The sequence below is a fragment of the Streptomyces graminofaciens genome (assembly GCF_030294945.1).
Taxonomy (GTDB): Bacteria; Actinomycetota; Actinomycetes; order Streptomycetales; family Streptomycetaceae; genus Streptomyces; species Streptomyces graminofaciens.
Genome location: NZ_AP018448.1, coordinates 1223904 through 1246508, shown reverse-complemented (window position 1 = coordinate 1246508; position 22605 = coordinate 1223904). Strand labels below are relative to the sequence as shown.

Annotated in this window: 15 protein-coding genes and 2 pseudogenes; 4 read left to right on the top strand and 13 right to left on the bottom strand. The window is 73.1% G+C overall.

Annotated features, from left to right (window positions below; translation table 11 throughout):
* Positions 1–5: 5 nt before the first annotated feature.
* The 7 genes from SGFS_RS05440 to sigJ form a co-directional block, all read right to left on the bottom strand.
* On the bottom strand, positions 6–287 hold the full coding sequence (locus tag SGFS_RS05440) for a hypothetical protein (protein WP_286248064.1): 282 nt from the start codon (positions 285–287) through the stop codon (positions 6–8).
* Positions 280–1377, bottom strand: coding sequence for an isocitrate/isopropylmalate dehydrogenase family protein (locus tag SGFS_RS05435; RefSeq protein WP_286248063.1), 1098 nt, complete (start codon positions 1375–1377; stop codon positions 280–282). Before SGFS_RS05435 ends, SGFS_RS05440 begins: the two co-directional genes overlap by 8 nt.
* A complete protein-coding gene (locus SGFS_RS05430) occupies positions 1374–1571 on the bottom strand; it encodes a hypothetical protein (protein WP_286248061.1) in 198 nt (65 codons plus the stop codon). Before SGFS_RS05430 ends, SGFS_RS05435 begins: the two co-directional genes overlap by 4 nt.
* A complete protein-coding gene (locus SGFS_RS05425) occupies positions 1568–1864 on the bottom strand; it encodes a hypothetical protein (protein WP_286248059.1) in 297 nt (98 codons plus the stop codon). Before SGFS_RS05425 ends, SGFS_RS05430 begins: the two co-directional genes overlap by 4 nt.
* Before the next feature lie 222 nt (positions 1865–2086).
* The gene (locus SGFS_RS05420) at positions 2087–2803 is read right to left on the bottom strand and encodes a FadR/GntR family transcriptional regulator (protein WP_286248057.1); all 717 of its coding nucleotides are present in this window, start codon (positions 2801–2803) and stop codon (positions 2087–2089) included.
* 37 nt (positions 2804–2840) lie between these two features.
* The gene (locus SGFS_RS05415; RefSeq protein WP_286248055.1) at positions 2841–5024 is read right to left on the bottom strand and encodes an MMPL family transporter; all 2184 of its coding nucleotides are present in this window, start codon (positions 5022–5024) and stop codon (positions 2841–2843) included.
* A gap of 17 nt (positions 5025–5041) precedes the next feature.
* Positions 5042–5944 carry an RNA polymerase sigma factor SigJ gene (sigJ, locus tag SGFS_RS05410; protein ID WP_286248053.1) on the bottom strand — a complete coding sequence of 301 codons (903 nt, stop codon included), beginning with the start codon at positions 5942–5944 and terminating at the stop codon, positions 5042–5044.
* Between the two features lie 181 nt (positions 5945–6125).
* On the opposite strand from sigJ, the pseudogene SGFS_RS05405 reads away from it, so the two are divergent.
* The 3 genes and pseudogenes from SGFS_RS05405 to SGFS_RS05395 all read left to right on the top strand — a co-directional run.
* Positions 6126–6856 (top strand): annotated as a pseudogene (locus SGFS_RS05405) (cytosine permease); the annotation flags it as partial.
* 138 nt (positions 6857–6994) lie between these two features.
* Positions 6995–8194, top strand: a complete 1200-nt coding sequence (locus tag SGFS_RS05400; RefSeq protein ID WP_286248051.1) for an NAD(P)/FAD-dependent oxidoreductase — start codon at positions 6995–6997, stop codon at positions 8192–8194.
* 121 nt (positions 8195–8315) lie between these two features.
* A complete protein-coding gene (locus SGFS_RS05395) occupies positions 8316–9212 on the top strand; it encodes an RNA polymerase sigma-70 factor (protein WP_286248049.1) in 897 nt (298 codons plus the stop codon).
* A gap of 52 nt (positions 9213–9264) precedes the next feature.
* Here SGFS_RS05395 and SGFS_RS05390 read toward each other — a convergent pair whose 3' ends face one another.
* The gene (locus tag SGFS_RS05390; RefSeq protein ID WP_286248047.1) at positions 9265–9390 is read right to left on the bottom strand and encodes a hypothetical protein; all 126 of its coding nucleotides are present in this window, start codon (positions 9388–9390) and stop codon (positions 9265–9267) included.
* Between SGFS_RS05390 and SGFS_RS51320 the strand changes: the two are divergent.
* Positions 9378–9694: pseudogene (locus SGFS_RS51320) on the top strand (citrate synthase family protein); the annotation flags it as partial. The gene SGFS_RS05390 and the pseudogene SGFS_RS51320 overlap by 13 nt on opposite strands.
* Positions 9695–9914: 220 nt before the next feature.
* Here SGFS_RS51320 and SGFS_RS05385 read toward each other — a convergent pair.
* From SGFS_RS05385 to SGFS_RS05365, 5 genes are all read right to left on the bottom strand, one after another.
* Complete coding sequence (locus SGFS_RS05385) at positions 9915–11855, bottom strand: SWIM zinc finger family protein (RefSeq protein ID WP_286248045.1); 1941 nt, start codon at positions 11853–11855, stop codon at positions 9915–9917.
* Positions 11852–15562 carry a vWA domain-containing protein gene (locus SGFS_RS05380; RefSeq protein ID WP_286248043.1) on the bottom strand — a complete coding sequence of 1237 codons (3711 nt, stop codon included), beginning with the start codon at positions 15560–15562 and terminating at the stop codon, positions 11852–11854. Before SGFS_RS05380 ends, SGFS_RS05385 begins: the two co-directional genes overlap by 4 nt.
* Entirely contained in the window at positions 15559–16719 is a 1161-nt protein-coding gene (locus SGFS_RS05375) for an ATP-binding protein (RefSeq protein ID WP_286248041.1), read from the bottom strand. Before SGFS_RS05375 ends, SGFS_RS05380 begins: the two co-directional genes overlap by 4 nt.
* Before the next feature lie 99 nt (positions 16720–16818).
* Entirely contained in the window at positions 16819–21729 is a 4911-nt protein-coding gene (locus SGFS_RS05370) for a DNA-binding protein (protein WP_286248039.1), read from the bottom strand.
* Positions 21726–22592 carry a DUF4132 domain-containing protein gene (locus SGFS_RS05365; protein ID WP_286248036.1) on the bottom strand — a complete coding sequence of 289 codons (867 nt, stop codon included), beginning with the start codon at positions 22590–22592 and terminating at the stop codon, positions 21726–21728. The genes SGFS_RS05370 and SGFS_RS05365 overlap by 4 nt, the downstream gene beginning before the upstream one ends.
* Positions 22593–22605 lie beyond the last annotated feature (13 nt).

The window sequence follows — 22605 nt, the reverse complement described above, 5'->3', positions numbered from 1 at the left end:
GGTCGTCAGGACGGGATCGGCGCGAGCGCGGCAGTCTGCCGTTGCAGGGCGGGAGCGGTGACGACGGGACCGTGGTTGGCGAGCAGGACGGCGTGATGGGCGCGTGTGATCTGCTCGGCGGGGGCGTCCAGGTTCGTGTCGCCGGGTACGGCGACGGCTTCCTCGGTGGGTGGGGAGCGGGATTCGACGGTGTTGCCGGCGGCGTCGCAGTCGGCGGGCAGTGAGGTGTCCGGTCCGGGAGCGCCGAGGACCAGGGCGGTGCGCAGGGACGTGGTCGGGCTACTCACAAGGTGAGTTCAGGCCGATGCCGGCGGTGATGGCCTTGATGACGGCGGCGGTGAACTCGGTCGTGGAGGCCGAGCCGCCCAGGTCGCGGGTGGAGGTGCCGGAGGCGATCGTCTCGGCCACCCCCTTCTCGATGATCTTCGCGGCCCGGGCGGTGGCCTCGTCCCCGTGCCGGGCTCCGAGCCACTCGAAGAGCATCGCGCCGGAGAGGATCATGGCGACCGGGTTGGCGATGTTCCGCCTGGCGATGTCGGGGGCGGAGCCGTGCGAGGCCTGGGCCATGGCGGTGGTGGCGGAGGCGTTGATGGAGGGCGCGGTGCCCAGGGAGCCGCTGATCTCGCCGGCGAGGTCGGAGAGGATGTCGCCGAACATGTTCTCGGTGACGATGACGTCGAAGTCCTGGGCGCGACGCACCAGATGGACGGTCATGGCGTCGATGTGGAAGTCGTCGACCGTCACGTCCGGGTACTCCTGGGCGACCTCCTGGCAGACCGTGCGGAACAGCCCGGTGGTGAGCTTGAGGACGTTGGCCTTGTGGACGATGGTCAGCTTCCTGCGGCGCGAGCGGGCCAGTTCGAAGGCGACGCGGGCGACGCGTTCCGTGGCCTCGCGGGTGATGATGCCCATCATGATCGCCGTGTTGGGCGTGGGCATGAACTCCCCGGTCCCGGCGTAGGTGTTGCGGTCGGCGTAGAAGCCCTCGGTGTTCTCGCGGACGATGACCAGGTCGGCGCTGTTACAGACGGCCTTCGCGCCGGGGAAGCTCTTCGCCGGGCGGATGTTGGCGAACAGCTGGAAGTGCTTGCGCAGGGTGCCCGAGGGGTTGAGGGCGGACTTGTGCGGCTCGGGGTAGCCGACGGAGTCGTGCGGGCCGAGGTACCAGCCGTCCAGCTCGGCCAGGGTCCGCCTGGTCTCCTCCGGTACTGGGTTGTCGTGGGTCTCGATGGCGGTGGCGCCGAGCGGGAGGGTGACCCAGTCGACGGATACGCCGGCTGCCTGCGCGGCGGCGGTGGCGATCTCCACGGCGGAGGGGACGATCTCGGGGCCGATGCCGTCGCCCGCGAGGACACCGAGGCGGTAGGTGGTGCTCATGATGCAGGTTCCTCTTTCGGTCGGCTGCGCTGCGCGACAGCGGGGTCGGTACAGGTCAGGGTGATGGCCGTGTCGTCGAGCGCGGCCGATGAGCGGGCCGCTGCCTCTGGGCCATTGATCGTGCCGATGGCCAGGACGCGGATGCCCACGGCTTCGGCTGCCGCCGTCAGGGCGGGAGCGTCCCGCTCGCTCACCCGGCGCACTTGTACCCCCAGGCCGGTGTGACCGAGGTCGGCCAGGTGCCCGGCGGCCTGGTCAGCGGCAGGCCCTGGGCGCCTGTGTCCATGGCGTGGGCGATCAGGCGGAGCATGCGGCGGCGCAGGGCCTCGGTCAGGCCGTCGGCGTCACGGGCGTCGTCCAGGGGACGGTCGTCGAGGATGTTCCGCAGCCGGGCCTCGGGGAATGCGTGGGCGAACGCCTGCCGGGCGATGCGTACGACGGGCGGAACGGCGTGGATCAGGGCGACCAGGGGGCGGGGCTCGATCACCGGGGTTTCTTCCTCCTCCGGTAGGCGGAGAGCCGGAACGAGCTGCCGCCTGGGCCTGTTCCGATCGGAGCAGTGCTGAGAGCGGGCCCGGACGGGGCACGGCAAGCCCGTTTCCGTCGGGCCGCCACTGTAGAGATCTTTGACACAACCGGTCAACCGGTAGACCGGTTGTGTTTACAGTTCTGCGCGGGTCGTTTCTCCCCGCGCAGATCCGGGCCCTGGTCAGGCGTCGTCGCGCTGAACCAGGGCCTCCCTCAGGCGCCGGGACGCGCCCTCCATATGGGCCGCCATCGCGGCGCGCGCCGCCTCGGCGTCACCCTTCTCGACCGCCTCGAAGATCGGCACGTGGTCCGCGTAGGCGATCTCGCGGGGGCGGACCGCGCCGGTTCGCTCGACCCAGCCGCGCTGGATCATGGCGCGCATCCCCTTGAGCATGTCCCGCAGCACGGTGTTGCCGGCCAGTTCGTCCAGTGCCGCGTGGAAGGCGGTGTCGGCTTCGGGGAAGTCCTCGTCCGGGCAGTCGCGCATCACCGTCAGCCGGGTGCGCAGCAGTTCCACACCGGCCTTGTCCCGCGCCTGCGCGGCCAGCCCCGCGACCACCACCTCCATCTCCGCCCGCGCCTGCAGCATGTCGTGCGCGCCGCGCTCCCCGAGGATCAGCCCGAGTTCGAAGAGGCGGTAGAGGACGTCGGAGTCGGTTCCGCGGAAGTAGGTGCCGCTGGACTGCCGGACCTCCAGCAGACCGAGAAATCCCAGCGACTTGATCGCTTCGCGGACGGTTGGCCGGTTCACCCCGAGCAGTTCGGTCAGCTGCCGCTCCGAGGGGATCCGGTCCCCGGGCTGCACCTCACCCGACATCAGGTAGTCGATCAGACGCCGGGCGACCTCGGAGGCCAGCGGCTCCCGCGGCTCGACCTTGATCCTCGCGAGTTCGGCCATGGGGTCCTCACTTCGGTACGGACGGGGTGGCCGGATTCTAGTTACCAGCCGCCTCACCGGTGAACCGGTCAGCCGGAGAACCGCCCGCTTCGTGACGCGCTCCGAGCGCACAGGCAAGAAAGTCGTGACGTCTGAACAGTGCGCCCGGCCACCACATCCATCGGCCCACGTCCAGGGTCAGCGCGGTGACCAGGACCGACCGGACGACCATGGTGTCCAGGAGCACGCCGAACGCCACCGCGAAGCCGAGTTCGGCCGCGAACACCAGCGGCAGTGAGGCCATTGCCGCGAAGGTGCCGGCCAGCACCAGGCCCGCCGAGGTGATCACACCCCCGGTGGCGGACAGGCCCGTCAGCGCACCGCGCCGGGTGCCGTGCAGCAGTGCCTCCTCGCGTACGCGGGTGACCAGGAAGATGTTGTAGTCGATGCCCAGGGCGACCAGGAACACGAACGTCAGGAGCGGGAAGGAGGCTTCCGCGCCGGCGAATCGGAACACGTGGTTGAACATCAGACTGCTCACACCGAGGGCCGCGCCGAAGGACAACACCACCGTCGCCATCAGCAGCAGAGACGCGACGATCGCCCGCAGCAGCAGCGCGAGGACGAGGAACACCACGACCAACACGATGGGAATGATCACCTCGGAGTCACGTGCGGCGGCCTCCTGCGTGTCGAGAACGATCGCCGTGTTGCCGCCGACCTGGGCGTGCGCGCCCTCGATCCTGTACACCGCGGCTCTGGCCCGCTCGACGGTGCGCAGCGCGGCCGTGCTGCTGGGAGCGTCCCTCAACTCCCCGAGCAGGAGGGCCTCACCGCCCTTGACCATCGGCGTCGAGACACCGGCGACTCCCTGGACGCCGGACAAGGCTGCCCGCACCTGCTCGGCCGAGGAGGCCCTGGCGACGACGTAGAGGGGATCCCCCGACCCGGCCGGGAAGTGCCTGGCCTGGATCTCCTCGCCCACGGCCATCTGCGGTCGGTCGGTGAACTGGTCCGTGTTGGAGAGCCCGTCGGCCTTGAGCCCGAACACTCCGATGGCCATGACGCCGAGAACGAGCGCGGTGCCGATCCACACGACCCGGGGTCGGCCCGCGACGGCGGTGCCGACTCGGGTCCAGAGCCCGCCCCTGCCCGCCGAGTTCGCCCCGGCCACTCCTGTCGTTCCGGGCATGCCGGCCGATCCGTACGCCTCGTACGACGGTCTCACCGGCCAGAAGACCCAGCGGCCGCAGATGACCAACAGGGCGGGCATCAGGGTGAGCATGGCGAGCAGTCCGACGAGGATGCCCACGGCGCAGGCCGGTCCGAGCCCCTGGGTGGAGTTGAGGGTGGCGAGCATCAGCAGCATCAGGCTGACCGCGACGGTAGCGGCGCTGGCGACGATCGCGGGACCGGACCGGCGCAGGGCCTCCGCCATGGCCTCGTGCCGGTCCTCGTGCCGCCTCAACTCCTCCCGGTAGCGCGAGATGAGCAGTAGCGCGTAGTCGGTGGCGGCGCCGAAGACCAGCACCGTCAGGATGAAGCTTGTCTGCTTGTTGACGACGAGTCCGGCGTTCTTCGCCAGCACGTAGATGACCGCTTCTGACGTGACCAGGGCGACGCCCAAGGTCAGCAAGGGGAGCAGGGGCAGTACCGGGCTGCGGTAGGTGAGCAGCAGAATCACGACCACCACCACCGCGGTGATCGTCGTTAGGTCGCCTCCTCCGCTGAAGGCCTTGATCGAGTCGGACGCGTAACCGGCCAAACCGGTTACATGGAAGCCGAGACCGTCCGCGTTCTTCTCACCGACGTCGGTCATCGCGTCGACGACCTCGCCGATCCCCTCCCAGCCCGTCCTGTCCTTGCGGACCTGCACCACGGTCTGGATGGCCTTGCCGTCTTCGGCCTTCGAGGGGCCCTGCGGCTGCCCCACCACGTTGTCGATGTCCTGGAACGCCTCGGCATCGGCTCGGGCCTTGGCCAGGTCGGCCGAGGTGACGCCCTCGGGCCGGTCGTAGACCACGATCGCGGGCAGGGTGTCGGCGGGCTGGAACCTCTCGGCCCGCTCGACGACCTCGGTGGACTCCGCGTTGCCGGGCAACCAGGCCGAGTTGTCGTTCTCCTCGACCTCGCCGAGCCCGCCGGCCAGCAAGAGGGCCGGGACCAGCAGGGCCGTCCAAAGGGCGAGGACGACCCACTTCGCCACTCTGCCACTGGGCAAAGACGCTATTTTCCGCACCATGTGGATTTCCTCGGTCCTCAGTTGACGTGGGCGAGCTTGTCGGGGTTGGCGACGGTGTAGATCCCGCACACCTGATCGCCGTCCGGAGTGAGGTCGAGGACCATGACGGCGTAGGGGGTGTCGCCGGCGAACAGCAGTGCCGACGGGTCGCCGTTGACTCTGCGGTAGACCACGTCGAGGCCCTTGCCGGAGCGGGGGGCGAGGCCGGCGAAGAGGCGGGCGACCTTGTCCCGGCCGTGGACCGGACGCAGGCCCGCCGCCCGGGTCTTGCCTCCGCCGTCACTCCACAACGTCACCTCCGGCGCGAGGATCCGCAGGAGGGCGTCCAGATCACCGCCGAGCGCGGCGACCAGGAACCGTTCGGTCACCTGCTGCCGGACGTGCGGGTCGGGTTCGTAGCGGGGGCGCCGGGCGTGGACGTGCTCGCGGGCGCGATGGGCGAGCTGGCGGATCGCCGAGGGACTGCGGCCGAGGATCTCCGCGATCTCGGTGTGGGCGTACCCGAACACCTCGTGCAGGACGAACACCCCGCGCTCCAGCGGAGTGAGGGTTTCCAGGACCACCAGCAGCGCCATCGACACCGACTCCGCGCGCACCGCCGCGTCCGCGGCGTCGTCGGGGGCCGGGATGCCGCAGAGGGGGCTGACGAGCGGCTCGGGCAGCCACGGCCCGACGTAGGTCTCACGGCGGCGGCTGACGGCGGTCCGGTGGGCGAGGGCGCCGTTCACCGCGATCCGTACGAGGTAGGCGCGCGGATTGTCGATCCGCTCCGCGCCCGGCACCTGGCTCCTGCCCGTCCACGCCAGCCACGTCTCCTGCAGTACGTCCTCGGTGTCGGAGACGCTGCCGAGCATGTTGTAGACGATGGAGAAGAGCAGCTCACGGTGGTCGTGGAACACCTGTGTCGCCGTGTCGGACATCGTGGGGCCTCCCGTCGCGGATACGTTCCGAACTGAGAGGGATCCAGGCGCCGGGAGTGTGACATCCGCTTCTGAAATGTGATCCAGACCTCATGGATGGGCGACCAGGGGCGGGCAGGCGTAGGGGGGCCTGCGCCAGGATGGTGGCCGAATCATCCAGTGTGGGTGCCGACTATGGCCGGCCCCGGAGTACGTCGATCCGGTTGCCCTCGACTTCGTGGGCGGGCCGCTCGCCATCTCACCGGGCTGGTTCTTCCTGCCGGTCTGCCTGCTCGCCCTGATGGGAGGCATGCCCACGGCACCACAATCGCTGTACGGCACGGGGCTCGACTTCTCGTCCGTGTTCCCGCGGCTGTCGCCGCGTTCAGGCGACGCTGCTGGTCGGCGTGCTGTCCATCGGAGTCATCTTCGTCTGCCGTTTCGGCCTGAACCTCGTCCAGTCCATCTCGACTTTCGCCACGATGATCATCACCTGCGCCACGTTCTGGATGGTGATGATGACGCTCGGCTTCCACACCCGCCGCGGCTGGTACGACCCGGACGCCCTGCAGGTCTTCAACCGCCCTCAGGGGGGCGGCCGTTACTGGTTCAGCCACGGCTGGACCTGGCGCGGCACGACCGCGTGGTGGGTGTCCGCGGTGCTCGGCGTGCCGTTCACCAACATCCCCGGCCAATTCGTCGGCCCGCTGGGCGATCTGGCGAACGGCGTCGACATCAGCCTGCCCCTGTCGCTCGCCGCGGCCGCGGTGCTGTTCCTCGCGCTGCTGCGGATCTTCCCGGAGCTCCCGGGCGGCGTACGGCCCCGAGGGCGCCCGGCTCGCGCGGACCGTGGACGCGCCGGTCCCGCCGATCACCGGACCGGGAACGCCGGACAGCCGGACACCGCCGGTGCCCGCTGCCGAGGCAGGCTGACGGTCACCTGAGTCGGCCCGTCTCTCCGCGCCGAGGGCCGCTGAAGAGGGCCCCGAAAAAAATTCGCACGCGTCCCTGTCACAACCATCGACCCGGCGGTGTCTTGAGGCCGAACCCCTTTCATACGGAGGAGACACCATGACCGGGAACACCGATGTGGTCGTGATCGGCGGCGGATACGCCGGCGTCATGGCGGCCAACCGTCTGACACAGCGCGACGACGTGACCGTGACCCTGATCAACCCGCGCCCGAACTTCGTCGAGCGGATCCGCCTGCACCAACTCTTGGGCGGATCCCACGACGCGATGGTCGACTACCGAAAGGTCCTGGGCGAGCGCGTCGGCCTGGTCGTCGACACCGTGATCCGGATCGACACGGCCGAGCGCAGGGTGACGCTGGCGACGGGCGGCACGGTCGACTACGACTATCTGATCTACGCGGTGGGAAGCGGCAGCGCCGACCCGAGCGTGCCCGGAGCGGCCGAGTTCGCCCACCCGATCGCGAGCCTGGAGGAGGCGCAGAGGCTGCGGCCGGTCCTCGACGCCGCGCCTGCCACGGCCGCGGTGACCGTGGTCGGAGCCGGTCCGAGCGGTATCGAGACCGCCGCCGAACTGGCGGAGGCGGGCCGTGCCGTGACGCTGGTCTGCGGCGGGGTGCTCGGCCCCTACCTGCACCCTCGGGGCCGTCGCTCGGTCGCCGGGCGGCTGGGCGAACTCGGTGTGACCGTGCTCGAAGGCCCCGACACGAAGGTGACGGCTGTGACACGCGATGTCGTGCGGCTCGCCGACGGCCGAGAGTTGCCGAGCGAGGTGACCATCTGGACCGCCGGGTTCGGCGTGCCGGACCTGGCCGCGCGCAGCGGACTGACGACCGACGCCTTGGGCCGACTGCTCACGGACGAGACGCTGACCAGCGTGGACGACGAGCGCGTCGTCGCGGCCGGGGACTCGGCCGCGCCGTCCGACCTGCCCTTCCGGATGGGCTGCCAGTCCGCGGTCCAGCTGGGCCCGCAGGCCGCGGAGACCGTCCTTCGCCGGCTCGAGGGTGAGGAGCCCGTGCCCGTCAGCGTGGGGTTCGCCGGCCAGTGCATCAGCCTGGGGCGTCGTTTCGGCGTCTTCCAGGTCTCACAGAAGGACGACACCGCCAACAGGTACTACCTCGGCGGCCGGACGGGCGGAAAGCTCAAGGAGTTCATCTGCAGGAGCACCGTCTGGCAGCTGCGGTACGAGGCACGCAAGCCCGGTGCGCACACCTGGTGGGCCAAGGACGACAAGCGTCAGGAGTTGCTGCTGGCCAAGCGGGGCGAGGTGCCGAGCACCGTAGAACCGGTGTCTTGACCAGGCAAGTGTGATCAGGTGGATCGGAACGAACGACTGCCAATGAAAAGGACCTTGCTGTGCACGCACGTCTGAAGGCCTTCGGTAATCAGGTCCGGTCGCACGGGAGAGGAGCCGGGACATGAGCGACCCCGCCACCGACCCGGCGACCGAGACCTTCGTCGCCCATCGCAACCTGCTCTTCACCGTCGCCTACGAGATGCTCGGATCGGCGGCCGACGCCGAGGACGTCCTCCAGGAGACGTGGCTGCGGTGGGTCGAGGTCGACTTGGAGCAGGTGCGCGATCAGCGCGCCTACCTGGTCCGGATCACCACCCGGCAGTCGCTCAACCGGCTGCGCACCATGCAGCGCCGCAGGGAGGCGTACGTCGGCCCCTGGCTGCCGGAGCCGCTGCTCACCGCGCCCGACGTGGCGGAGGACGCCATGCTCGCCGAGAGTGTGTCGATGGCGCTGATGCTCGTCCTCGAAACGCTGGCGCCGACCGAACGAGCCGTCTTCGTGCTGCGCGAGGTCTTCGACGTCGGCTACGACGAGATCGCGGCCGCTGTCGACAAGAGCCCCGCGGCCGTCCGACAGATCGCCCACCGCGCCCGCAAGCACGTCGATGCCCGCCGGCCTCGCCAGGTGGTCTCCCCGAGCGAGACCCGGGCGGCGCTGGAGTCGTTCCGGCGCGTGCTCGAGACCGGGGATCCGCAGGGCTTCCTCGACGTGCTCGCCCCCGAGGTCGTCATGGTGAACGACGGCGGCGGCATCAAGCAGGCCGCGCCGCGGCCCATCACCGGCGCCGGCAAGGTGGCCCGCTTCCTGATGGGTGTTCTCGGCAAGAACGAAGGCCGGGTCACCGTCGCCCCCACCGTGGTCAACGGCAGCCCGGCACTCGTCGTACACCTGGACGGCGAGATCGACGGCATCATGGCGGTCCGTGTCGAGGACGCCTGTATCACCGGCCTCTACTACGTCCGCAACCCGGAGAAACTGTCCCGCGTGGCATCCGCGACTCCGCTCACCCTGCGCTGAGCTCCTGGCGGCGGCTCAGCCCCGGTGGCCCGGAGTCGGGCGCCGGGGCTGGTCAGCGGTATGTGTTGTTGCCGGAGTGGTCGCCCGACAGCCAGGAGGCGAGGCCGGTGCGGGCGGTGCGGCGGCGTTCGGCGTCGCTCTCGTGGATGCCGGGGCACAGCCAGGGTGCCCACCGCACCCGGCGCCTCCAGCCGCACCGCGATCACCCTGCTCGGCCACGACCTCGCCCGTGACGTCATGGGCGAGGTGGGCGAGGTGGGCTTCGGCGAACTCACCTACTGGGTCGCCAACGCCACCCAACGCCGCCCCACCCCGGCCAAGTACGCGTCTCCGAGGCCGTACCCGCCGCGCTCGCCGACCACGGCTTCACCCCGACCACCACCGTCACCCGCCTCACCCACCTGTCGGCGCCCGATCATTCGGTGCAGGGCGCGCTCGCCACCGGGCTGCTCGGCGGCGGCTCCCGCTTCCTCGGCGTCACCTAGGACACCGGCGCGGAGCCGCCCTGGCCGACCTCGACCTGCCCATCCCGCTGCTGCGCGGCAATGTCACCGGCTCCTTCTGCGGCGTGCGGGCCATCCCCCCGTCATACGACGCCGCGGCCGCGGACGCGTCCTGCACCTCTCCAGCAACGGACGGATCGGAATCGGTTCCTCCATCCGCTGATACTCACCTGGTGCAGCCTTGGCGCGCAGCACAGCGTCAGGTCGCATCGGAGGCCGACGGCTGCCAGGTGGCCTGGATCAGGGCCCGTTCGGTGCCGGCCAGGTACACGGCTGTGGCGAGCCATGCCCGGGCGTAGCGGTCCGGGTCGGGCTCGGTGATGCGGCCGAAGACGTCGCGGGTGCGGCGGTCGGCTTCCGAGGTGAGGGCGGCCGCCAGATCGGCGGCCGAGCGGAAACCGCTGCGCCGCAGGGCCGCCCCGCCCTCGCTCCGATCTCCGTCGCGCGCCGGTTCGGCCACGGCCCGGCGGCCCCCGGACACCGCGACCTCGACCAGCCTGCGCAACCGCCACAGCGGGGCCTCCGCGAGCGGGTCCGCCGGGACGCCGCCGAGGCCGTCCACGGTGGGAAGGGCATCCGATGGCGGGAAGTGCGCGCCCTGGAGACGGTCGTAACCCAGGTCGGCGTGGCCCTGCCAGTCGGCGGGGAGCCGCAGCGTCGCCTCGGTGTCCGGCACCGGGCCCACCGCGAGGGGGCGCAGCGTGGCGGCGCGCTCGGCGTCCAGGCGGCCGATCACGCGCAGCCGCAGACCGGGCCGGGACGCCAGCTGACGGAAATTGGCCGTGTGGGCGAGGTCCGGGTGGCCGTTGGCCGGTGTCAGCCTGATCAGGAGGCCGTCCGCCGCCGGGTGCCCGGCGGGGTCCAGTGCGTGAGCGAGCAACTGGTCGCCCGCCGCGCCGACGAGGACCAGGTCGCAGCCGATCAACTGGCGCGCCGTCTGCTCGGCCTGCTCGGGGTCGGCTCCGGGGCTGCCCGTGAGCCGCTCGGCGACGGCTTCGGCCAGGGGGCGGGCGAACAGGGCGGCGAGCGGGCCCGATGTCCAGGACAGACCGGCGACCGGGGTGGCCCGCACACCCTTGCCGGAGCCGAGGCGGCCGTCCGGAGAGAGCGTGGCACCGGAGATCAGCAGCCCGCCACGGGCCAGCCGGGCGTGGTCGAGCGCGCCCGAACCGAGCGCCACGCTGGCTGTGCCCGCACCACGGGCGCGCGCCGGGCCACCTGGCTTGACATCGGCGATGGAGAACCAGCGCCCGTCGTCCGAGACCAGGTGGGTGACGACCCCGCCGTACCCGGTGGCCGCGATCACCGGCTCCCGGCACACCCCGTGCACCCGCAGTGCGCCGCCCGGCCGGTAGCTGCGGCGGGCAGTGCCGACCAGCGCCGGATCCGGGTCCGCCGCTGCCAACAGGCCGGTGGTGAGCAGCAGCTCGCGCACGTTGGCGACCAGGTCCGCCAGCCGATGGCCGTCGTGGCGGGCACGGGCACCGCGCAACCCGCGTACGACCCGCAGGGCCGCCGCCTCCGCGCGGTGCAACCCGGCCAGCCGCGCCGTGTGGGCGGCCCGCAGCAACTCCGCCTGCGGCACCGCGCCCGCCGCGGGGACTCCGGAGGCGAGGACGGCGGCGGTGGCCGCCCAGAGGCCGGTGGCGGCGGCCACTTGAGCGGCAGTGGGGCCTGTCGGCCCGGTCGGTTCGGTCACTTGCGGAGGCTCGGAGGTCTCCGAGGTGGGCACCTGAGCGGCGGTGGCCCCGGCGGCGGTGGCTCCTTCCGCTGACACGGCATCACCGGCGCCGCCCGCTACGGCGGTCGCCTGCTCGACAGCCGTGTCCGCGTCGGCGACCGCGTCCGCGTCGGCCACGGGGCAGGCGCCCAGTACGGCCGCGCGGTGCAGGCACCGGGGCGCGAGCAGACAGCTGCACACCGCCTGCCCGGCGTCCGTGACGGCGCCGGAGGGACCAGGCGTGAGGGTGACTTCGGCGTCCTCACCGCACCGGACGCGCAGGACACCGTCTTCCGTGGTGACGGGAACGGCCGCGTACGACTCGATCGCGGCGTCCAGCTTCTTGCGCAGCCGCGAGGTCAGGCTCTCGACGGCGGCGGCGACCACGTCGGGCGCCACCGGGGGCAGTTCGGCGTTCATCGGGTCTCTCCGCGGAGGCGGTCGCCCACCCAGCGGGCGAGGGCGAGGGGACTGAGGGCGGCGACGGGCATACCGGCCGCGACGAGCTGCTGGGCGACGGGCACCGAGTAACGCGGGGTGCCGGTGTCGTCCAGGGCGGCGCAGCCCATCAGGTGCACCCCGGAACCGGCGAGGGCCCGTACCTCGCCGAGGAGGCCGCCCAGCGGATAGCCCTCCTCGAAGTCGCTCACCACCACCACGAGGGTCCGGCTGGGCACGGTCACCAGGGAACGGGCGTGCGCGAGCCCGGCCGCGATGTGGGTGCCGCCGCCGACCCGTACCTCCAGGAGCAGCGACAGCGGGTCGTCCACCCGGTCCGTCAGGTCGATCACCTCGGTCGAGAACGTGAGGAAGTGGGTGGACAGGGTGGGTACCCCGCCCAGGACGGCCGCGGTCAGCGCCGACCAGATGACGGACGCCTCCATCGACCCGGACACGTCCACCACGAGGATCAGCCGCCAGTCCGACTCCTTGCGGGAGCGGGTGCTGAACACCGGCTTCTCCGGCACGATCACCGTCCGGCCGTCGGCCGTCCGGCGCGTGTGCGCCAGGTTGGCGCGCAGCGTACGCGGGAGGTCGAGCCGTCCGCCGGGGCGGCGGGTCGGGCGCGGTGTGGCCAGCCCGGTCAGGGCCGGGCGCATCCGGGTGGCCAGCTCCTTGGCCAGCTCGTCGACCAGACGGCGTACGAGCGGGCGCAGCTTGGCCAGTTGCTGCTCGGGCATCCCTCCGGCCAGGGACAGCACGGACGTCAGCAGATCGACCGACGGGCGGACCGACTTGGGGTCCAGCTCGGCCAGTACGTCCGTACGGCCCTGGTCGGCGGCCCGCGCCAGCACCTCCTCGCGGACCTCCGCGCCGAACAACGCGTCCAGTTCCTCGGCCCATTCGCGGGCCGTGGGGAAGGACGCGTCCTGGCCGCCGCCCTGGGCCTGGTCGTGCTCCCGGCCGAGATCCGAGGAGCCCTCACCCCGGCCGGTGCCGTACAGCTCGTCGAGCGCGTGCGCGTAACGGCGGGCGCCCTGCGGCAGTTTCTCGGTCTCCCTGCCGAGGAGGAGTCGCCAGCGGTCGGTGGGGGTGAGCCGGAGGACGGTCGAGGTTGTGGCGGCGGGTGCCTCCGGCGGAGCGGCCACAGTCACCTCGGCGGCCGTGGCGGCCGAGGTGGTCACGGGAGTCTCAGCGGCAAAGGGGCCCGCAGGGACGCTGACGCTCTCGGGCACGCCCGTCGCGCCGGTGTCGTTCGTGTCGTCCGTCCGCACCGGCAACCGCAGGGAGTTGACCGCCGCGAGGCCCACCCTGTCCGCCGCCGTCCACAGCGCGAGGAGCTCCGGGGATACGGTGAGCGACAGGTCGAGGCGGTCGCCGAGCCGCTCGGTCACCGTGCTGAGCAACCGGTCGCGGCCGGCCGGAGTGAGCGTGTCGAAGCCGCCGCGCAGCGCGGGCAGCCGGTCCAGAAACCCCTGATCCGGGAGCGTCTCGATCCGGCCGAGCAACGGGTCGAGGGCGGTCGGCGCCGCCTGGAGGAGCGGAGCCGCGCCGCTGAGCAGCCCGGTGAGGCGGCGGGCCAGCCCAAGGCGCGCGTCCGGCGCCGTGGCCGTGTCGATCCAGCCGGCGGCCCGCGCGCCGAGTGTGCCGGCGTCGTCCAGGTCGAGCAGGACCCGGGCCGCCAGGGCGGCCCCCTGCACGAGCGGTGAGCCGGTGCGCGCGAGGGTACCCAGGGCGTCGTCCATACGCAGACCGAGGAGGTGTTCACCGGCCCGCGACGCGAGCGCGATGAGCGCGGCCGCGTCCTCCGGCTGGTCGCTGCCCGCCAGGCCGGGCAACGCACGGACCGCCGCCTCCATCAGGGTGGCCGCCAGCTCGGCGGCCTCCTGCCGAGCCTCGGGCGTGGTACCGGGCAGATGACCCCGGCGCAGCGCCTCCAACAGGTCCAGCGCTTCGAGGAGTTCGGGAAGCGTCGCCGCCGCGGGGAGTACGACCGCGGCGTCGGCCAGGCGGTCCGCGACCAGCGCGGGCAGGTCGCATCGGGCGGCCGCGCGAAGCCCGGAGAGAACAAGAGCACAGGTCGGCCCGCCGTCCGCCGACTCCCGGCGGAAGGTCTCCCGCAGGGTGCCCTCGGCGGCCAGGGCCGCGGTCACGCCCCGTATCCCGGCCAGGTCCAGCCGTACGGGAACGGCCGGGGTCCACGACAGCCGCCACTTTGTGGTGAGCGCCGTACCGTCGCCCGTGCCGGCCACCTCCACGGACTCGCCGTAGCCCGCGCCGCACACCGCGAGGCGCTGGAGCAGGATTTCGCGGCGGCCGTCGAGGGCCGAGCGGAACGGGTCGAGCCGCAGCTCGCGCGAGGCGGGGTCGTCCGGGCCGGGCAGCCGCAGCGCGGCCAGCTCCGATTCCACGGACGGGCCCAGCCCCGACCGTGGTGTGCCCGGCGCGATCCTGCCCCGGTCGGTACCGACCAGGACCACTTCGAGCGCCCGCGCGAGGGCCCGGCCGCGGCCGAGCGGCTCGCCCTGGCCCAGCACGGCCGTCAGCGCCTCCAGCACCTCGCCCCGCCCCGGGGCCGCGAGCCCCCGCAGACTGGCCAGGTCGCACGCCATCCGCAGAGTCTCGGCGGCCTCACCCGTCCCCGCCGTGTGCCCGGCCGCGCGCAGCTCCCGGCACACATCGGTGATCGCCCGCGCCGCCGCGCCGTGCAGCAGCTCGGGGTCGCCCCCGGCCATGAACACCGCCTGCTGCCAACGCGGGTCCCGGATGCCCGCCGGGTAACCGGAACGGGAGTCCAGCAGATCGAAGGCGTACGGGACGAGGGAGGTGACCACGGGCGGCCGCTCCCCGACGAGGCCCGCTCCCCGTGCCCCGGACGCCGAACCGGCCGCGGTACGCGGGGCCGGAAGCGGGCCGTCCGCCACGGTCTCCTCCGCGCCCGTGCCCACGTCCGTGAGCGCCGGGGCGTGGAACGCCCCGACGACCGCCGCGACGCGGCGCCCGCCCGCAGCCGCGCGGGCGATCGTGTCGCGCATATGGGCCTCGCGGGCCAGGTCCACCGGCGGTACACCGCCCGCCGACTCGGCGTCGCGGCGCAGCGCCCACCCCACGCCGAGAGCGGCCCGGCGGATCGCCTCGGGGGCGCAGCCGGGGGCGAGTACCTCCACGCAGCGGTCCCAGAGGTCGTCGCCGTCGCGGCCGGTGCCGGCGGCTGTGAGGGCGACCGCGAAGGCGGTGGGCGGGGCGACGGTGGCTTCCGCGACCGCGTTCCGCGTGTCGCCCGCCGGGGCGGGAACATCCGCGTCCCGCCCCGCGCCGTCCGCGCTCCACGTCGGATCGGACATCGGCAGATCACAGCACACGACGTCCACCCCCCGCTCCCGGGCCCAGCGGACCGCGGCGAGCTCGGGGGAGAAGTCGGCGAACGGGTAGAAGCCGAGCCGCCCGCCCTCACCGGCCCCGGCCAGCGCCACCGGCGCCAGGGTGCCCGGGGCGGAGAGATGGACGAGCCAGGGCTGGAAGTCGGCGGGCAGTTCCACGCACACGACCTCGGCGCCTGAGGCGTCCAGCAGGGCGGGCACGGCCGCGGCGAGGGCAGGGCTGTGGTGCCGTACGCCCAGCAGATACGGCATCGCGGAGTCGGCGAGGGCCGGGATGACCGCCCGGGGGTCCTGAGCGATCGTCACCGAAGGTTCTCCCGCAGGTCCCAGAGGCGGCGCCACATCGCCGAACCGTCCTCGGCGCGGCGGCGAACCGGGCCGTCCCAGTAGCCGAGCAGCCGGGCGTGGTCGGCCGGGTCGTCCTTGCGGACCACGCCGAGGAGGTGACCGGGGACTAGGTCCAGGGCGTCCCCGCCGGGCAGATAGGCGGCGGCCACCCCCAGCGAGGCGGCGACCTGCACGGCCTCGGCGGTGGACATCACCGTCCCGGGCCGCTCCACGTCCCAGCCCTCGACGGAGCGCCCTTCGCGCAGATCGCGGAAGACGGTGACCAGTACGTCGAGCACGGCGTCGTCGACACCGAAGGCCGCGCCCGCCCGCTCGACCGCCGCCTGCGCCTGCCGCCGGACCAGCGCCGTCTCGGCGTCCACGTCCGCGATCGGGTGCACGGTCTCGAAGTTGAAGCGCCGCTTGAGCGCGGCGGACATCTCCGAGACACCGCGGTCGCGCAGGTTGGCGGTCGCGATGACGGTGAACCCGGGAGCCGCGGCGACCTGGGCGTCGTCCGTGCCGGACAGCTCGGGCACGCTCACCCGCCGGTCGGACAGGATCGACACCAGGGCGTCCTGCACCTCCGGCAGACAGCGGGTGATCTCCTCGACCCGCGCCACCCGCCCGGAGCGCATGGCGCCGAGCACCGGCGAGTCGACCAGTGCCTGCGGGGTCGGGCCCTGGGCGAGCAGCAGGGCGTAGTTCCAGCCGTAGCGGAAGGCGTCCTCGGTGGTGCCCGCCGTGCCCTGCACGGTGAGCGCGCTGGTGCCGGACACGGCGGCCGACAGCAGTTCGGAGAGCATCGACTTGGCCGTACCGGGCTCGCCGACGAGCAGCAGGCCGCGCTCACCGGCGAGGGTGACCACGCACCGCTCCACCAGGGCGCGCTCCCCGACGAACTTGGGGGCTATCACGAGCCGGTCGGGCAGCGTCTCGTGCGGCTTGGCGAGCTTCAGGCTCTCGCCGCCACTGCCGCAGACGAACGTGACCGCGGCACGCGGGGTCAGGCGCCAGCCCGGCGGGCGGGGTCCCTCGTCGTGGGCGGCGAGGAAGGCGAGTTCGGTGGCGTGGCGCTCTTCGGCGGGCAGGACCTGCCGGGCCGGAAGGGCCGTCGCCGTGTCGGTCGAGGTCATGGATGTCCTTGCTCGGTGAGTCGGTGAGTCGGTGAGTCGGTGAGTCGGTGGGTCTGTCTGTCGTCGCGGGGGCGCCCGTGGCCGGGCGCCCCCGTCTCCTCAGCGGCGGCGGCCCCGCCGCACCTTCAGCTCCTCGAACCGGGGCGCGTCGCCGTCCTGGACCCGCTGCCAGGCCCTGCGGTACAGCTCGGCGGCCGGTTCGGTCGGCACGATCACGCCGAACGTCGCGTGGTCGTCGCTCATCAGGTCGCCGAACAGCGGCAGCTTCCACCGCTCCAGCGGCAGGCGCGGCGCCTTCGGGTCGACCCAGGCGCCGGGCAGGAACAGCGACCGCCCCGCCCTGCTGCGGCTCGCCTCCACCACCAGCTCGCCCCCGGCCAGTTCGGCACGGGCCGCCCTGAGCCGGGCCGGCTTCCAGCCCGTCCAGCGGGCCGTCGTACGGTCGGTCGGGTCGGGCATGGCCAGCAGCATCAGATACAGCGTGGCGGCGTCCTCACCAAGGCCGTACTCCTTCGCCACCTCGGTCACCAGCTCGGGCACCGAACGGCTCGGGTCCTGCGGCCACCAGGTGCCGTCCTGGGCGCGCTCGCCCGCGACCGGGTCCCCCGGGTCGGCCATCAGGGCCGCGTACGGGGCGGAACGGGCCAGGCGCAGCGCCACCTCGGCCGCGTAGGGCCGCTGGTTGTCGACCCGCAGCGCGGGCAGGTACGGGTCCTGGCCGGCCTCGTCGAGCAGCGCGACCCGGATGCCCGGCGCCGGCTGGTCGTCGTGGGTGGCGAGGACGACGGCGCCGTACCGCTCGAAGCCCTGGCCGGTCTCGGTCGGGGTGCCCGCCGTCTTCCGGAACTGGGTGATGCTGATGTACTGCCCGAGGTCGAGCACCAGCCCGGGGTGGGCGAGCCGCTCTCGTACGGCGGTGAGCGCGGCGGGCAGCGCGGCCCGGAGCGGGTCGCCGGCGGGCAGGCGGTGGGCGAGCCAGGCGGCCAGCCCGACCGAGCCGACCAGCGTGTCCGCCGTGAACCCGACGGCGTCGTCCGTCACCGGCCTGACCCGGTCGCCCTTGACGGCCCACTCCAGGTCCTGGGTGAGCCGGGGCTCACCTGCCGGGTGCACCAGGGCGGGCAGGGCCTCGCGTACGTTCCATCGCGCGTGCTTGACCGCGCGCAGGGCGTCGGCGAGCACGTCCTCGGGCACGGCCGTCCGCCTGCCGACCTCGCTGTTCCACAGCTCGACCGCGGCGGCCACGTTCGGCCCGTCGGTCCAGAGGCCGGCGGGGTCGTCGGGTAGCAGCGCGCCGACCACGGCCGCGCGGACCGCGCTGTCGATGCCCTGGAGCTCGTCCTTGGCGACGGCCGCGGGGGCTGCCTTGACCCCGAGGGCCTGGCGTGCCTCCGTGGTCAGGAACGTGCGCTGGTGGACGTCGACCCCCGGAAGACCGGCCACGATCAGCCGGGCCACCGTCTCGGTGACGCCGGTCAGGCGGGCGAACTCCTCGGCCGCCTCCGGGAACCAGGGTGCCGGTCCGCGCGCGGCGAGCTCCGCCAGGAAGCCGCCGATCCAAGGGGCGTCCCCCGCGACGCCCAGCGGGGTGAACTTTCGGAGTGTGTAGGGCTCCGGGGTCTCGAACCGCTCCGCCGGGTCGTGGAAGTACCCCCGGAAGGTGCAGCCGTCGTTGTCCGGTGAGCCGTGCTCCACGATCGCCAGGAACGCGCCGCCGCCCAGCGGCAGGAGCCCGTCCCAGGAGCCCTCGTGCCATGCGCCCGACGGGGTGCGCAGCTGGTCGGCCCCCAGCCTCAGGGTCACCTCGCGCCAGCGGGTGGACGCGCCGTCGTTCCCCAGCCCGAGGGTGTCGAGCCGTTCGAGCAGCGTCCTCAGTACCTCGCGGTGCTCCTCCGTGGTGGTGAGGGCCGCGGCCCGGAACGCCAGGGCGCACACCCGGTCGATCAGCGTCGGCAACTCGGGGCGCCCGGTCGGCAGCCCGGTCCCGTCGAGGTGGAGGCGTACGGTGCGCTCCTGCGGCACGGCGGTCTCGGCGTGCCCGGCGGCCCTGGTCAGGGTGCGCAGGGCACGGAAGACGGTGTCGGCCTGGTCGTCACGGTTCCACCAGTAGCCGGCCGACCCGCCGACACCGCTCAGGGCCTGCTGGAGCACGGTATCTGCCGGCCCGGCGGGCCCGTCCGACTCCTCCAGGCCCCCGTCGAGGGCCCGGGTGAGCCGCGCCGCCGCGCCGTCGAGGACGGCCTGCTGACCGGCGGCGTGGCGCACGACTCCGGCGATGCCCGCGACGAGCGCGTCATCCGTGACCGGCAGGAGCGTACGGATCGCGTCGGGCAGCGCGGCCTTGTCGTCCTGGGCGGCGGCCGCCAGCAGGGCCGACGAGGTGCCCTGGTCGATGCGGCGCAGCGCCTCGGAGCCCGCCGGGTCGCGGGGTGTCATGCACTCCCAGAACTGCACCGGCGGCAGCAGCAGTGTGCCCTCTCCGAAGACGCCCGGGGTGCGGTCCGTCTTCGCGACGGAGGTGACGACGCCGTCCGTGTCGACGATCTCGAGCTGCCAGCCGTTGCGGACGACGGCACGGGCCCGGTCGTCGCCCGGGAACACGACGAGCGCGGACGGCCTGCCCCTGTCGGCGGGCAGGGTGACGGTGTGTCCGGCGAGGTCCTGGGTCCGCCAGGAGCCGTCGGGCAGCTGAACCGTGCGGATGCCGACCACGCCGTCCACGGGCGCGGAGGCCGGCGCGTGGCCGACGGTCGGCGAGGGGCCGAGCCAACCGCTGTCGAAGACGCTGCCCTCGGGGGCGTCGCGCAGCGCGTCGGCCAGGAACGCGGGCATGCTCATGCGCCCGCGCTTGTTCGTGGCCGGGTCGTACTCGTACCAGCCGTGCGTGTCCGGCTCGCCCTCCGCGTGCCAGACCCAGTACGAGGCGCCGTCGAAGGCCAGCCACGGCTCCTCGGGGATCGTGGTGTCCCCGACGTGCAGCACGCCCGCGCCGGTGGTGCGGCCGCCACCCGGCAGGGGCAGGGTGAGCCTCAAATCGCCCTTGTACCAGTCCATCTCCGTGCCCCGGGTGCCGCCTGGGCCCTCCATGGTCTGGGGACGGTCGGCGCGGGTGTGCCAGTAGCCGCGCAGACCGCCGCTGCGGGAACGCCAGTAGACGAGCAGCTCGCCGTCCACGTGGTGGAAGCCCGGGTCGCCCCACTTGTCGTCCGCCGGGATGCGCAGGTCGTGGGTGAGAAGGGTGCCCTCGGGGCCGATCACGCGGGCCTGGGCGGCGCCCGCCACGATGAGGTGGGGCCAGGCGTCGGCGACGATGATGTCCTCGACGTCGTCCTTGGGGACGAGGCCGGCGGTCGCGTCCTCCCAGGCGGGCCAGCCCAGTTCGTCGAAGAGCCCGGCGCGCAGGGTCCGCGACAGCACCGGTGCCAGGTCGGTGGCGACGGCCGCGCGCACCTCGTCCTCGGCGAGCGCCAGCGCCTCGGCGGGCAGCCACTTCAGCCGGGTGAGCGCGTCGGGCAGCTGCGGCAGACCCACGGCGGCGAACCGCCGGACGACCCCGCGCACCCACTCCGCCAGCAGCGGGCGCCCGCCCGGCGACGTGGCGAGCACACGGATCGCCCGCAGCCCGGAGTCGTTGTCGCTGAACCGGTCCGCGCCGTGCCGGAACGCCTCGTGGAAACGGGAGTCGGCGGTCAGCGACAGCAACTCGCGGTGCCCGTCACCCGAGGCCCACTGCTCCAGCGGCAGCGAGTCGCCCTTCCCCGGGGCGGCCACGGGCACCCCCAGAAGCAGTAGCAGATCCATCAGATCGATGTCGTGCGTGACCTTCAACTCGCGCCCGGTGGGCGCCAGTTCGGCACGAAGTCGGTCAGCGGCCCGCTCCACCAGCGGGTACAGCTCGGGCATCCGGGTGGAACCGTGCCAGGACCGCGCCCGCTCCCGGAACGTCAGGAACCGCTCCAGCCAGCCCGCCGTACCGTCGTGCGGCCGCTGCTCCTCGGGCAGAGAGGCGTCCCACAGCCCCGCCGTGGCACCGGAGGCCTCCAGCATCTCCAGCCACATCGCGGGCATCTCGTCGTCGTAGGACGAAGGGAGGGTGTCCAGCAGGGTGCCGCGCACCTTCGGCTCGCGCGCCGCCAGCGCCACCAGCGCCGTACGGTGGCCCTTCCACCAGCCCGCCGCGGCGCGCAGGGTGGACGGCAGGACGAGCAGCTCGGCCAGATAGTCCTGTTCGGTCAGGTCCGCGTCCCGGCCTGCGGCTCGCGCCAGCCTTCGCAGGTCGTTGGCCATCTGTGCCGACGGCGGCAGACCGCCCGCCGTGCGGCGCAGGCACAGCTTGGTGAAGCGCCGCAGTGCCTCCTCGGCCGGGACCCGCGCGGCCAGCTCCTTCGCGTACGCCGACAGCACCTTCACCGGGAGCGCACCGGCCAGCGCGAACTCCAGGAACACGGCGTCGAGCCGCTCCTCCTCGACCGTCAGCCCGTGCTCCGCCTCGGCCTTCCGGGCGCGGGTGAACAACTGCGCCGCGTACGTGGCGTTCTCCTCGGCGAGGAACACCCGCCCGGCCTGCTCGTAGAAGGTCGGCAGGAAGTGCGGCACCGACGCCGCCAGCCGCTCGCCGAGCTCCAGGTAGGCCTCCAGGGCCGCCTTCGGCTTGGACTTCGCCTGCCGGGCCGCCCGCTCCAGGTCGGGTACGACACCCAGCGCGTGGTGCCCGTCCGCCGGGTGGTGCACCAGCACCCACTCGGGGAACCCCAGCGACTGGCGCAGCCCCAGCCCCACGACCTCCGGCTCCGCTTCCTGCTCCAGACCGAGGAACCCGGCGGCCAGATCCTCCGCCGCGCCCAGCTCCCCGGCGACCAGGCGCACCACCACCCGGTCGTCCAGGCCCGGATGACGGTACGTCCGCACCGTCAGCGGCACCGCCCGCTCACCGGCCCCCTCGGTGTCCGGCGGCAGCACACCGCCCGCCGTCAGCAGCTCTTCGTACGACACGTCAGTCCCCCCGCTCATGCGTCCTTGCCCTCCTCGATCACGCGCCCGGCGTACAGCGCCGCAGCCATCCGCATCCCCTCCGACCAGGCCACCGGGCCCACTTCGCCGAGCGGCAGGGCGTGGCCGTCCTGGTCCTGCCAGGTGAGGCTGCCGGTCTCGACCTGGTCGTCCCAGTACGGTTCGCCGATCCACACGGAGGCCTCGACCGTGCGCTCGCCGTCCCGGACGCGGGCGGTGGCGTAACCGCCGGACACGCGGTACCCCAGCGAGGTGGCGCGCGCGGCGAGGGCGAAGCGGGAGCGGAACTGGCCCCCGGTGAAGTCCCGCACCTGAGTGGCCTTGGCGGCGAGGCCTTCCGGCCGCCGCCAGGTCGCCCGGTGTATCTGCTCGACGCGCTGGACGATGCCCAGCTCCGCCGCGAACTCCCGCAGGTCGTCGAGGTCCGGCAACAACACCGGGTGGGGCAGCGTCACCGTGCGAGGGGACAGCCGGACGGTCTCGCCGTCCAGGTTCACGATCTGTAGTTCGCCCGATTCGGTGGCGCCCCGCAGAAAACCCACCTCGTCCGGGTCGTCGCCCACGACCGCCAGGTCGCGCAGCGCGGACTGCCAGGCCTCGTCCGGCCACACACGGGCCAGCAGGCCGGTGGGCACGGGCAGTGACGACACCATCCAGGCGTCCACCTGCGTGACGCACGACGCGGCATGCCGATCCAGCCACTCGGCGAACCGCCGCAGCCGGTCCACCTCCGGATGCTCCTTGATCGCCTTCGGCAGCGACTTCAACTGCCGCCCCGCCGCCCGTCCCGAGGTGGCCCGTGCCGCCACCCGTCCCTCCACAAGGGCGACTTCATACCCGTCACCTGCCGACAGCCAACCCACGTACCCCAGCCCT

What these genes read in the sequence shown, in the direction of transcription:
- SGFS_RS05420 (WP_286248057.1), bottom strand. Translation starts at nt 2,803, where the DNA reads ATGGCCGAACTCGCGAGGATCAAGGTCGAGCCGCGGGAGCCGCTGGCC.
- SGFS_RS05395 (WP_286248049.1), top strand. Translation starts at nt 8,316, where the DNA reads ATGAGCGACCCCGCCACCGACCCGGCGACCGAGACCTTCGTCGCCCAT.
- SGFS_RS05400 (WP_286248051.1), top strand. Translation starts at nt 6,995, where the DNA reads ATGACCGGGAACACCGATGTGGTCGTGATCGGCGGCGGATACGCCGGC.
- SGFS_RS05385 (WP_286248045.1), bottom strand. Translation starts at nt 11,855, where the DNA reads ATGAACGCCGAACTGCCCCCGGTGGCGCCCGACGTGGTCGCCGCCGCC.
- SGFS_RS05375 (WP_286248041.1), bottom strand. Translation starts at nt 16,719, where the DNA reads ATGACCTCGACCGACACGGCGACGGCCCTTCCGGCCCGGCAGGTCCTG.
- SGFS_RS05415 (WP_286248055.1), bottom strand. Translation starts at nt 5,024, where the DNA reads ATGGTGCGGAAAATAGCGTCTTTGCCCAGTGGCAGAGTGGCGAAGTGG.
- SGFS_RS05435 (WP_286248063.1), bottom strand. Translation starts at nt 1,377, where the DNA reads ATGAGCACCACCTACCGCCTCGGTGTCCTCGCGGGCGACGGCATCGGC.
- sigJ (WP_286248053.1), bottom strand. Translation starts at nt 5,944, where the DNA reads ATGTCCGACACGGCGACACAGGTGTTCCACGACCACCGTGAGCTGCTC.
- SGFS_RS05370 (WP_286248039.1), bottom strand. Translation starts at nt 21,729, where the DNA reads ATGAGCGGGGGGACTGACGTGTCGTACGAAGAGCTGCTGACGGCGGGC.